Raw genomic sequence first — 12481 nt, 5'->3', positions numbered from 1 at the left:
GATCGCAGCCTCGGTTCCCTCGACAGCTCCTGCACAGGTTTCACTACATCGAATTTTTCGATCCTCCTCCAGCATCCCGCTGGCGGCGGATTTGCTGCGTCACTGCACTGTCATCTTTCTGTCATACAGGATCGCTAGGGTGTGCGCATGAACGATCTGGCCAATTCCCCAATGACTACGTCTTCCCCTCCCAAGCGCATTGATTTCAATACGCCTGAGCTGCAACGCAAGCGTCGCATTCGCGCGCTCAAGGATCGCTTCACCCGCTGGTACGTCCTTGTTGGCGGCCTGGCGGTGCTCGCGGCAATCACCCTGATTTTCTTTTTCCTCGCGTATGTCGTTGCGCCCTTGTTCCAGGGTGCCGACCTGACCGCGAAAGACTCGATCACCCCGGCCTGGATGCAGGACGCCGGCAAGCCGCTGATGATCTCGCTCGAGGAGCAGAATCAGGTGGCCATGCGCGTCTCCGACAAGGGCCAGGCGCTGTTTTTCGATATCGACAGTGGCGCTGAACTCAAGCGCGTCGACCTGCCATTGCCGGCGGGCGCCACGGTGACTTCGATTGGCGAAGATCAGCCGGGCCATCCGCTGGTGGCCGTAGGCCTGTCCAACGGCCAGGCGCTGGTGTTCCGTCACACCTATAAAGTCAGCTACCCGGATGGCAAGAAAACCATCAGCCCGGCCATCGAATACCCGTACGGTGAGGCGCCGATCGCGCTGAATGAAAGCGGCGGCGCGCTGGAGCATGTCAGCCTCAACGCCACCGACTCGACGCTGATGCTGGTCGGCTCCACCGGTTCGCAACTCAACGTGCTCTCGCTGACCAGCGAAGAAAACATGATGACCGGCGAAGTCACCAACGAGCAGAAGCGTATCGATCTGCCGCAGATGACCGAGCCGGTGAAAAACATCTTCGTCGACCCGCGTCAGCAATGGCTGTACGTGGTCAATGGACGTGCCCAGGCCGACGTGTTCAGCCTGCGCGACAAGAGCCTCAACGGCCGCTACAAACTGCTGGAAAATGCCGACGCCGAAGTCACTGCGACCGGGCAACTGGTCGGCGGCATCTCGCTGATCGTCGGTGATTCCAAGGGCGGTCTGGCCCAGTGGTTCATGGCCCGCGACACCGATGGCGAGCTGCGCCTGAAGCAGATCCGCACTTTCGAGATGGGCACCACACCGATCGTTGAAATCGCTGCCGAAGAACGCCGCAAAGGCTTCCTCGCCCTCGATGCCAGCGGCAAGCTCGGCGTGTTCCACAGCACCGCGCACCGCACTTTGCTGGTTGATCAGGTAGTTGAAGGCCAGGGCCTGTTCGGTCTGTCGCCACGCGCCAACCGGGTGATCGTCGAAGCCGGCGGCAAGCTGCAACCGCTGCTGCTCGACAACCCGCACCCGGAAGTATCGTGGAGCGCGTTGTGGAGCAAGGTCTGGTACGAGAACTACGACGAGCCTAAATACGTCTGGCAATCGACGGCGGCCAACACCGATTTCGAACCGAAACTGAGCCTGTCGCCGCTGACCTTCGGCACCCTGAAAGCCGCGTTCTACGCGATGTTGCTGGCGGCACCACTCGCCGTCGCTGCGGCGATCTACACCGCGTACTTCATGGCCCCGGGCATGCGCCGCAAGGTCAAACCGGTGATCGAGCTGATGGAGGCGATGCCGACGGTGATCCTCGGTTTCTTCGCCGGCCTGTTCCTGGCGCCGTATGTCGAAGGTCATCTGCCGGGGATTTTCAGCCTGTTGATGCTGCTGCCGATCGGCATCCTCGTCGCCGGTTTCACCTTCAGCCGCCTGCCCGAGTCGATCCGCCTGAAAGTCCCGGATGGCTGGGAAAGTGCGCTGCTGATTCCGGTGATCCTGTTTGTGGGCTGGCTGTCGCTGTACATGAGTCCGTTCATGGAAAACTGGTTCTTCGGTGGCGACATGCGCATGTGGATTTCCCACGACCTGGGCATCACCTACGACCAGCGCAACGCTCTGGTGGTCGGTCTGGCCATGGGTTTTGCGGTGATCCCGAACATCTACTCGATCGCCGAAGACGCCGTGTTCAGCGTGCCGCGCGGCCTGACCCTGGGTTCTCTGGCCCTCGGCGCCACGCCATGGCAGACCATGACCCGCGTGGTGATCCTGACCGCCAGTCCGGGCATTTTCTCGGCGCTGATGATCGGCATGGGCCGTGCGGTCGGCGAGACCATGATCGTGCTGATGGCCACCGGCAACACCCCGGTCATGGAGATGAACCTGTTCGAAGGCCTGCGCACCCTGGCCGCCAACGTCGCGGTGGAAATGCCCGAGTCGGAAGTCGGCGGCAGCCACTACCGCGTGCTGTTCCTCTCGGCATTGGTGCTGCTGATGTTCACCTTCGTCATGAACACCCTGGCAGAACTGATTCGTCAGCGTCTGCGCAAGAAATACTCGTCGCTTTAAGCAAAGGTAGAAGTCTGTGAAACAGAACTCCCTGAAAGGATGGTTCAAGAGCGGCGCCCCTGGCGTCTGGATCAGCGGTGGCGCGGTGTCCATCGCGGTCATCATGACCATTGGCCTGTTGGCGGTGATTGCCGTGCGCGGTCTCGGTCACTTCTGGCCGGCGGATCTGATCCACGCGCATTACGACGTACCGGGCCAGGCCAATCACCTGGTGATCGGCGAAGTGGTGCAAAAAGAAGAAGTGCCGCGTGCCCGTCTGAAGAGTGCCGGCCTGCCGGTGCCGGACGAAGGCCCGGAATTCATGACCCGCGAGCTGATCAAGGTCGGCAACCGTGACCTGAACGGCAACGACTTCACCTGGATCGTCGGCGAGTGGCTGACCAACCAGACCACGCCGCCCGAGCTGATGGCGATCGAGCGTCGTGAGTGGGGCAACTTCTACGGCTACCTGGTCAACGTCAAACAGGACGGCAAGGTCATCGCCGAGGGCGAGGCCGCATGGCCTGAACTGCAAGCGCGCATCGACCGCGTGAACGGCCTCGCTGCACAACTGAAATCGCTGGAAAAAGTCGACATCGGCGCGATCAACGCCGGCCTCGAACGCATCCGCCTGCACGCCCGCAAGCTGGAGCTTGAAGGCAAACTCGACGCCACCGCACAAGCGGACATGGAATCCGAGCGCGCCGAGTTGAACGCGCGCTATCAGGACATCGAGGCGCGTCTGGCCGATCTGCATGCGCAGTTCAACCGCGACGCGTTGACCGCTCGCGATGCCAACGGCAAAGAGATTGAAATCGGTCTGGGCAAAGTGGTTCACGCCTACCAGCCGAACGCGATGAGCACGTTGACCAAGGTCGGTTTCTACTTCAGCAAAATCTGGGAATTCCTCTCCGATGATCCCCGTGAAGCCAACACCGAAGGCGGGATTTTCCCAGCGATCTTTGGCACCGTGATGATGACCCTGATCATGGCGATGATCGTCACCCCATTCGGCGTGCTGGCGGCGGTGTACCTGCGCGAATACGCCAAGCAGAACACCCTGACTCGCGTCATTCGTATCGCGGTGAACAACCTCGCCGGCGTACCGGCGATCGTGTATGGCGTGTTCGGCCTGGGCTTCTTCGTCTACGTGCTGGGTGGTTCGGTCGACCGCTTGTTCTTCCCTGAAGCATTGCCGGCACCGACCTTCGGCACGCCGGGCCTGCTCTGGGCCTCGCTGACTCTGGCCTTGCTCGCAGTGCCGGTGGTGATCGTGGCGACCGAAGAAGGTCTGGCGCGTATCCCGCGTACCGTGCGTGAAGGTTCGTTGGCCCTCGGCGCGACCAAAGCGGAAACGCTGTGGAAAATCGTTATCCCGATGGCCAGCCCGGCAATGATGACCGGCATGATCCTCGCCGTGGCGCGCGCCGCCGGTGAAGTGGCGCCGCTGATGCTGGTGGGTGTGGTGAAACTGGCGCCGTCGCTGCCAGTGGACGGCAACTACCCGTACCTGCACCTGGACCAGAAGATCATGCACCTGGGCTTCCACATCTATGACGTCGGCTTCCAGAGCCCGAACGTCGAAGCCGCCCGCCCGCTGGTCTACGCCACCGCGCTGCTGCTGGTGCTGGTGATCGCGACGTTGAACCTGTCGGCGGTGTATATCCGCAACCATCTGCGCGAAAAATACAAAGCACTGGACAGCTGATTTCTCATGTAGGAGTGAGCCTGCTCGCGATGGCAACACCGCGGTTTGATAGACAAACCGCAGCGCCTGGAACGCGAGCAGGCTCACTCCTACAAAAAACGAACCGAATTTGTTAGCACAGGGAGCCTCCCATGCAGCACGAAACACACAGCCACGGCATCAACATGTCTGCCCTGGGCCGCGACAAGCAGAGCCTGGACCTGGCGCAGGAAACCGTTGCCATCGAAGTGCCGGGCCTGAGCCTGTACTACGGCGAGAAACAGGCGCTGTTCGACGTCAGCATGAACATTCCGAAGCAGCGTGTGACCGCGTTCATCGGCCCGTCCGGCTGCGGTAAGTCGACGCTGCTGCGTACCTTCAACCGGATGAACGATCTGGTCGACGGCTGCCGCGTCGAGGGCGCGATCAACCTGTACGGCAACAACATCTATCGCAAGGGCGAAGACGTTGCCGAGTTGCGTCGTCGTGTCGGCATGGTGTTCCAGAAGCCCAATCCGTTCCCGAAGACCATCTACGAAAACGTGGTCTACGGCTTGCGCATTCAAGGCATCAACAAGAAGCGCATTCTCGACGAGGCGGTCGAGTGGGCGTTGAAAGGCGCGGCGCTGTGGGATGAAGTCAAGGACCGCCTGCACGACTCGGCCCTTGGCCTTTCCGGTGGTCAGCAACAGCGTCTGGTCATCGCCCGCACCATCGCGGTCGAGCCGGAGGTGTTGCTGCTCGACGAACCGTGCTCGGCCCTCGACCCGATCTCGACGCTGAAAGTCGAAGAGCTGATCTACGAGCTCAAGTCCAAGTTCACCATCGTCATCGTTACCCACAACATGCAACAGGCCGCGCGGGTGTCCGACTACACGGCATTCATGTACATGGGCAAACTGGTGGAATTCGGCGATACCGATACGCTGTTCACCAACCCGGCGAAGAAGCAGACCGAAGACTACATCACGGGGCGGTACGGCTAGCCGTACAGCTGCAAGCCGCAAGCTTCAAGCGGCAAGAAAGATGCGGTGCGATATCAGGACTTATACATAACTGCTTGAAGCTTGCAGCTTGAAGCTTGCAACTTTCGCGGAGCGAACAATGATTTCCAAAGAAGGCCTTACCCATCACATTTCCGCGCAGTTCAACGCTGAACTGGAGGAAGTGCGCAGCCACCTCCTTGCCATGGGCGGGCTGGTCGAGAAGCAGGTCAACGATGCGGTCACGGCGCTGATCGAAGCCGACTCCGGTCTGGCTCAGCAGGTCCGTGAGATCGACGATCAGATCAACCAGATGGAACGCAACATCGACGAAGAATGCCTGCGCATTCTCGCCCGTCGTCAGCCGGCGGCGTCCGACCTGCGTTTGATCATCAGCATTTCCAAGTCGGTGATCGACCTTGAGCGTATCGGCGACGAAGCCACCAAGATCGCCCGCCGCGCCATCCAGTTGTGCGAAGAAGGCGAAGCACCGCGCGGTTACGTCGAGGTTCGTCACATCGGCGACCAGGTGCGCAACATGGTTCGCGATGCGCTCGACGCTTTCGCGCGTTTCGACGCTGATCTGGCCTTGTCGGTGGCGCAGTACGACAAGATCATCGACCGCGAATACAAGACCGCCCTGCGTGAGCTGGCCACCTACATGATGGAAGACCCGCGCTCTATCTCGCGGGTGCTGAGCATTATCTGGGTCCTGCGTTCGCTGGAGCGCATCGGCGATCATGCGCGCAACATCTCGGAACTGGTGATCTACCTGGTGCGCGGCACCGACGTGCGCCATATGGGCCTCAAGCGCATGAAGGAAGAAGTTGAAGGCACAAGTGCTGAAACCGCTAATGTTCCGGGCGAAGCTGACGATAAGTAAGATTGCCTGAGAAAAGCGCCCGGCCCTCTGGCCGGGCGTTTTTGTTTCTGCTTTTCAAAGGCGGAGGCGAATTAAAGCGAATTAAAAAGCAGCACCCGCGAACGAAAAGTCCCGGCGTGACTGAAGAGTTTTGGCAATGTGCCATCAGCCAGCGTTATGCTTGCCGGGATTTTAATAGGGGTGTTGGATGAGCAAGATCAGTGTGTTGGTCGTGGACGACGCTTCGTTCATTCGTGACCTGGTGAAAAAGTGCCTGCGTAATTACTTCCCGGGGATTCGCACCGAGGACGCCATCAACGGCAAAAAGGCCCAGGCCATGCTGGCCCGAGAAGCCTTCGACCTGGTGCTGTGCGACTGGGAAATGCCGGAAATGTCCGGCCTCGAACTGCTGACCTGGTGCCGCGAGCAGGACAACCTCAAGACCATGCCGTTCATCATGGTCACCAGCCGTGGCGACAAGGAAAACGTCGTGCAGGCGATTCAGGCCGGCGTATCCGGTTACGTCAGCAAGCCGTTCACCAACGAGCAATTGCTGACCAAGGTCAAGCAGGCGCTGAACAAGGTCGGCAAGCTCGACACCTTGATGAACAGCGCACCGACGAAGATGAATTCAGCGTTCGGCAACGATTCCCTGAGCGCACTGACCGGTGGCAAGCCTGCCGTGGTCGGCGGCGCCCCGGCCGCCGCTGCAGCCAACCCGTTTGCCAAGCCTGTCGCCGCTCCGGCAGCCGCCGCTGCACCCTCGCGTGGTTTGCTCAACAGCCCGCCGGTGCAGGCAGCTGGCGCCTCGAAAGCGCCGGTGGGTGGTCGCGGTCAGGGCCAGCTACGCCTGCCGAGCGGCACCCAGCAATGCGTGATCAAGGCCTTGAGCATCAAGGAAGCGCTGCTGGTAGTGAAGCGCACCGAAACCCTGCCGCAGATCCTCGACAGCGCCGTGCTCGATCTGGAGCAGGGCGACAACGCCGAGATCGCTCGCCTCAATGGTTACCTGCACGCCATTGTCGCCCACGAGCAGAAAGCCGACAGCGACTGGCTGCAACTGACTTTCCGCTTCGTCGACCAGGACGCACAGAAGCTCGACTACATCTCGCGCCTGATCGCCCGTGGCACGGCGCAGAAGCATTTCGTACCCGGCGCGTAACTGCGCGGCCCAAAAGATCGCAGCCTTCGGCAGCTCCTACAGGGGATCGCATTCTCATGTAGGAGCTGCCGAAGGCTGCGATCTTTTGCTTTGTGTGCTGGCCAATTTGAAACATCTGTCGACTAGCCTGGTCTGTCTCAGCTGCTAGGCTGATTCCCAGGCCTTCCTTCGACAGACTCTTGCCCATGCTCGCGCGCCTGCTGTTTTTCTGCGGTCTCTGCCTGGCCTCCCAGCTGGCGATGGCCATGACCATCTACAAATCCACCGACGCCAACGGCGTGGTCTCGTACAGTGACCGCCCGAGCAAAGGCGCGAAAGTGTTCGTTTTTCAGGATCGCATGGTCGAACGCCTTGATCGCCAGGTGTACCTGGACATCAAGAAGCAGAAGGGCGTTGATGTGGTGTTTGCGCGCAACGATCTGTACGCGCCGGTCGAGGTTGCGCTGGCCTTCATCGGCACGAGCAATGTGCGTGGCGCGCCCGCGCAGGCGATCCGTCGCGTGCTGCCACCGCGCAGCAACACGCGGCTGGCGCTGCTGACAGCGATCAGCCGCGACCAGCCGCTGGTGTATTCGCCGCAGTTCCAGTATTCGCTGGGCGACCCCTCAGGCACCGCGCAGAGCTATCGCTATCCGCTGCCCTGGCGTGGCGGACCGTTCCGCCTCAGCCAAGGCGCCAACGGGCAGTACAGCCACTATGGACCGAAGAATCGCTACGCCATGGACATCGCCATGCCGGTGGGCACACCGATCATTGCCGCGCGAGCGGGGGTGGTGGTCAAGACCGAGAATGCCCAGAGCGGGCGCGGCACCGATGCCTCCGGCAATTTCGTCCGGGTGCTGCACGATGACGGCACCATGGGCGTGTACCTGCATCTGAAACAGGGTTCGGTGAGCGTGCGCGAAGGCCAGCGGGTCAAGGTCGGCAGCCCGCTGGCCCTGTCGGGCAATACCGGCAACAGCAGCGGCCCGCACTTGCACTTCGTGGTGCAGCGCAATACCGGCGAAGGGCTGGTGTCGATTCCCTATCAGTTCAACCAGCCGCTGGGGGCGTTGCCCAACTTTGCGCTGGGCAAGCAATAGAGCAAAAGATCGCAGCCTGCGGCAGCTCTTACATGGGAATGCGATCCCTGTAGAGCTGCCGAAGGCTGCGATCTTTTGGCAGGCAACGCGGTTTCCCGCATTGCACTCAATCCAGCATCAACACCTTGGCCAAAACAATCTTCGGCCCTTTCATCTTCTTGATGATGATCCGCAGGCCTTCGACTTCCAGCACTTCTTCCTCTTCCGGCACCCGTTTCAGGGTTTCGTAGACCAGCCCGGCGAGGGTTTCCGCTTCGATGTGATCCAGATCGATGCCGAGCAGGCGCTCGACCTTGAACAACGGCGTATCACCCCGTACCAGCAGCTTGCCCGGTTGATAGGCGAGAATGCCGCGTTCAGCCTTGCGGTGTTCGTCCTGAATGTCGCCGACCAGCACTTCCAGCACGTCTTCCATGGTCAGGTAGCCGATGATGTTGCCGTCAGCCTCCTCGACCACGGCAAAGTGCGAGCCGCCCTTGCGGAACTGCTCCAGCAACTGCGACAGCGGCATGTGTCGCGACACGCGCTCCAGTGGGCGGGTCAGCTCGGCGAGGTTGAACGACTCGGGAATGTGATCCAACGCCGCCAGTTCCAGCAGCAGATCCTTGATGTGCAGCAGACCGACGAACTCCTGGCGCTCGCTGTCGTACACCGGGTACCGGCTGAACTTGTGGCGACGGAACATCGCCAGGATTTCCTTCAGCGGCGCGTTGAATTCGAGGGTGATCAGGTCTTCGCGGGAGTTGGCCCAGTCGACGACTTCCAGCTCGCCCATTTCCACCGCCGAGGCCAGTACGCGCATGCCCTGATCGCTCGGATCCTGACCACGGCTGGAGTGCAGGATCAGTTTCAGTTCTTCGCGGCTGTAATGGTGTTCATGGTGCGGGCCGGGTTCGCCTTGCCCTGCGATACGCAGAATCGCGTTGGCGCTGGCGTTGAGCAGGTAGATTGCCGGGTACATGGCCCAGTAGAACAGGTACAGCGGCACCGCCGTCCACAGCGACAATAGCTCGGGTTTGCGGATCGCCCACGACTTTGGCGCCAGCTCACCGACGACGATGTGCAGGTACGAAATGATGAAGAACGCGGTGAAGAACGACACGCCTTTGACGACCTCGGGCGAGTCGACACCGATGGCGCTCAGCAGCGGCTCGAGAATGTGCGCGAACGCCGGCTCACCGACCCAGCCCAGGCCGAGGGAGGCGAGGGTGATGCCGAGCTGGCACGCCGACAGGTAGGCATCGAGCTGACTGTGCACGGTGCGCAGGATGTGTCCGCGCCAGCCGTTCTGTTCAGCGATGGCCTCGACCCGGGTCGAGCGCAGTTTGACCATGGCGAATTCCGCCGCAACGAAAAAGCCGTTGAGCAAAACCAGGATCAGAGCAAAAAGGATCATGCCGAAGTCGGCAAAAATGGTAGCGAGGGACAAGCCAGGGGAAGGGTCCATGATGGAGTTTTGCGGGTTCCGTGTGATTCGAAAGTAGGGACAGACAGCGCCTGAAAGGCAGGCACAAGTCAGCCAATGTAGCGGCTGACCGGGCGATTGCCTAGTGGCGCGTGCCGGGCGGCGTCACTCGGTGGCGCTGATGGCCCGTGCGCTGGCCACCTGGGCCGGGGCGAAATGGCAGGTGAACGTGCTGCCGTGGCCGGGCACGCTGCTGATCTCCATGCGCGCGCGGTGGCGCAACAACACGTGCTTGACGATGGCCAGGCCGAGGCCGGTGCCGCCGGTGTTGGAGTTGCGACTGGAGTCCACACGGTAGAAGCGTTCGGTCAGGCGCGGCAGATGCTTGCTGTCGATGCCGATGCCGGAATCCTGCACGCTGAGGTGCGCGCCTTGCTCGTCGCCCCACCAGCGGATGCGGATGTTGCCCTCGGCCGGGGTGTACTTGACCGCGTTGAACACCAGATTGGAAAACGCACTGCGCAGTTCGGCCTCGCTGCCCTTGAGCACCAGGCGGGCGTCGGCTTCCAGGGTGATGCGCTGGTTTTTCGCGCCGGACAACTGCTGCGCATCGCTGGTGATCGACTGCAGCAGCGTGTCGATCTGCACCGGCTGGTTGTCCGACGGGTAATCGGTGGCTTCCAGCTTGGCCAACAGCAACAAATCGTTGAGCAGCGTCTGCATGCGCCCGCCCTGTTGCTGCATCTGCTGCAGGGCACGGCCCCAGCGCGGGTTCACTTCTTCGACATTGTCGAGCAGGGTTTCCAGGTAGCCGCAGATCACTGTCAGCGGGGTGCGCAACTCATGGGAGACGTTGGCGATGAAATCCTTGCGCATCTGTTCCAACTGATGGATGCGCGTGACATCGCGGACCAGCATCAGGTGTTCATTGTTGCCGTAGCGGGTCAGGTACAGCTGAATGCGCACCCGATCATTGGTCGGCGAGGGAATCTCCAGCGGCTCGGCGAAGCTGTCCTGCTCGAAATACTCCTTGAAGCGCGGGTGCCGCACCAGGTTGGTCACCGGTTGGCCGCTGTCCTGCGGAGTCTTCAGGCCGAGCAGGGTTTCGGCGGCGCGGTTCCACCATTCCAGATTGCCGTCGCTGTCGAGCATGATTACCGCGTCTTTCAGCGCAGCGGTGGATTCCTGCACCCGGTCGATCACCGCTTGCAGGCGCCCGCGTACCCGTTGGTCGCGACGTTGCAGATGGTAGATGCTGTCGAACACCTCGCCCCACAGACCATAGCCATCGGGCGGCGCTTCGTCGGGCTGGTGCTGGCGCAACCATTCGTGCAGACGCAGCAATTGCTTGAGCGTCCAGGCCAGATAGAGACCCAGGCCGGCCGCGAGGCTCCAGCCGTAATAGCCGGTGATCAGGCCGATCACCAGACAGGCGGTGACCAGCAACAGCATGTGGCGAATCAGGGTGCCATGCCAGTTTTGATTCACGAGGGCGTCCTTAGCCGCAGCTTCAAGTTTCAAGCCGCAAGCTCCAGGCTAAAACGGATCGGCTTTCACTTGCCGCTTGTAGCTGGAAGCTTGCAGCTGCTTTTTTACGCTTTTGTGGAGAAGCGGTAGCCGGTGCCGCGCACGGTTTGTACCAGATTTTCGTAGGCGTCGCCGAGGGCCTTGCGCAGGCGGCGGATATGCACGTCGACGGTGCGCTCCTCGACATAGACGTTGCCGCCCCAAACCTGATCGAGCAACTGGCCACGGGTGTAGGCGCGTTCCTGATGGGTCATGAAGAATTGCAGCAGACGGTATTCGGTCGGGCCCATCTCGGCGGGTTTGCCGTCGATGGTCACGCGGTGGCTGATCGGGTCGAGCAGCAGGCCGCCGACTTCGATCGGCGCTTCGCCATCGGTCGGGCCGGCGCGGCGCAGCACGGCTTTGAGGCGGGCGACCAGTTCACGGGGGGAAAACGGTTTGGTGATGTAATCGTCGGCGCCGACTTCCAGGCCCTGGATCTTGTTGTCTTCTTCGCCCTTGGCGGTGAGCATGATGATCGGGATATCCCCGGTCAGCTCGTCACGCTTGAGGCGTCGGGCCAGTTCGATGCCCGAGGTACCGGGCAGCATCCAGTCGAGCAGGATCAGGTCCGGCTTGCGGTCGACGATGATGGCGTGGGCCTGCTGCGAGTTCTCTGCCTCGAGGCAGTCATAGCCGGCCATTTCCAACGCCACGGCGATCATTTCGCGAATGGGCGCTTCGTCGTCGACGATCAGAATGCTCCTGCCAACCATGGGTTAATCCTCTTGTCATTTAACTGTCTTGCGCCGCATTAGATAACGGAATTATTGCAGTCGTGTGACAGTATTTCAGGCCGGCAACATTTGTCCGCATCCTCGACTAAGCTCTAAGTCCGAATCCTGACAACCACAAAAGAAGGTTTCCATGACTCAGATGACTGCTTCTTTCAAAGCCCTGCTGATGGCCGCCGCCCTGACTCTGCCGGGACTGGCCATGGCTGCCGATCCGGTGATGGAGAAGGACGGCATGTACACCGATCACAAGGGCATGACCCTGTACACCTTTGCCAAGGATTCCGCTGGCAAATCTGCCTGCAACGACAAATGCGCGGCGAATTGGCCGCCGCTGAAGGCTGAGGCAGGCGATAAATCCATGGGCGACTGGACGGTGATCAAGCGTGACGACGGCACGATGCAGTGGGCCTACCAAGGCATGCCGCTGTACACCTTCGTGATGGACAAGAAGGCCGGTGACATGACCGGCGACGGCAAAATGGACGGCGCCTGGAAAGTCGCCAAAGCCAAATAACCACGGTGCCCTTGTAGGAGTGAGCCTGCTCGCGATAGCGGTGTGTCAGTCGATGCTTTCGTCAACTGACA

Annotated in this window: 10 protein-coding genes; 7 read left to right on the top strand and 3 right to left on the bottom strand. The window is 61.0% G+C overall.

Features of this window, described 5'->3' with window-relative positions; translation table 11 throughout:
- Window positions 1–399 precede the first annotated feature (399 nt).
- The 6 genes from DCO47_RS21740 (at window position 400) to DCO47_RS21715 (ending at window position 8188) form a co-directional block, all read left to right on the top strand.
- Window positions 400–2433: an ABC transporter permease subunit gene (locus DCO47_RS21740; protein ID WP_177434365.1), complete on the top strand. Its 2034-nt coding sequence runs from the start codon at window positions 400–402 to the stop codon at window positions 2431–2433.
- Between the two features lie 16 nt (window positions 2434–2449).
- Window positions 2450–4120 (top strand): phosphate ABC transporter permease PstA, encoded by a 1671-nt coding sequence (gene pstA, locus DCO47_RS21735; protein ID WP_116658895.1) that lies wholly within the window; start codon window positions 2450–2452, stop codon window positions 4118–4120.
- A 131-nt stretch (window positions 4121–4251) separates the two neighbouring features.
- Window positions 4252–5085, top strand: a complete 834-nt coding sequence (pstB, locus tag DCO47_RS21730) for a phosphate ABC transporter ATP-binding protein PstB (RefSeq protein WP_016772482.1) — start codon at window positions 4252–4254, stop codon at window positions 5083–5085.
- 118 nt (window positions 5086–5203) lie between these two features.
- A complete protein-coding gene (gene phoU, locus DCO47_RS21725) occupies window positions 5204–5965 on the top strand; it encodes a phosphate signaling complex protein PhoU (RefSeq protein WP_016772483.1) in 762 nt (253 codons plus the stop codon).
- 187 nt (window positions 5966–6152) lie between these two features.
- Window positions 6153–7106 (top strand): response regulator, encoded by a 954-nt coding sequence (locus tag DCO47_RS21720; RefSeq protein WP_042608076.1) that lies wholly within the window; start codon window positions 6153–6155, stop codon window positions 7104–7106.
- Between the two features lie 185 nt (window positions 7107–7291).
- Window positions 7292–8188 carry a M23 family metallopeptidase gene (locus DCO47_RS21715; protein WP_064365143.1) on the top strand — a complete coding sequence of 299 codons (897 nt, stop codon included), beginning with the start codon at window positions 7292–7294 and terminating at the stop codon, window positions 8186–8188.
- A 106-nt stretch (window positions 8189–8294) separates the two neighbouring features.
- Here the strand turns inward: DCO47_RS21715 and DCO47_RS21710 are convergent, their stop codons facing one another.
- The 3 genes from DCO47_RS21710 to phoB form a co-directional block, all read right to left on the bottom strand.
- The gene (locus DCO47_RS21710; protein ID WP_042608078.1) at window positions 8295–9635 is read right to left on the bottom strand and encodes a hemolysin family protein; all 1341 of its coding nucleotides are present in this window, start codon (window positions 9633–9635) and stop codon (window positions 8295–8297) included.
- Window positions 9636–9758: 123 nt separating this feature from the next.
- Window positions 9759–11045 carry a phosphate regulon sensor histidine kinase PhoR gene (gene phoR / locus DCO47_RS21705; RefSeq protein ID WP_236705283.1) on the bottom strand — a complete coding sequence of 429 codons (1287 nt, stop codon included), beginning with the start codon at window positions 11043–11045 and terminating at the stop codon, window positions 9759–9761.
- 140 nt (window positions 11046–11185) lie between these two features.
- Entirely contained in the window at window positions 11186–11875 is a 690-nt protein-coding gene (gene phoB / locus DCO47_RS21700) for a phosphate regulon transcriptional regulator PhoB (protein WP_007896474.1), read from the bottom strand.
- 151 nt (window positions 11876–12026) lie between these two features.
- On the opposite strand from phoB, the gene DCO47_RS21695 reads away from it, so the two are divergent.
- Window positions 12027–12410 carry a hypothetical protein gene (locus DCO47_RS21695; protein ID WP_065616386.1) on the top strand — a complete coding sequence of 128 codons (384 nt, stop codon included), beginning with the start codon at window positions 12027–12029 and terminating at the stop codon, window positions 12408–12410.
- The last annotated feature ends 71 nt before the right edge of the window (window positions 12411–12481 follow it).

Source organism: Pseudomonas sp. NDM, from assembly GCF_003105095.1.
Lineage (GTDB): Bacteria > Pseudomonadota > Gammaproteobacteria > Pseudomonadales > Pseudomonadaceae > Aquipseudomonas > Aquipseudomonas moraviensis_A.
The sequence above is the reverse complement of the archived record's forward strand: the minus strand, read 5'-3'. Positions and strand labels throughout refer to the sequence as shown.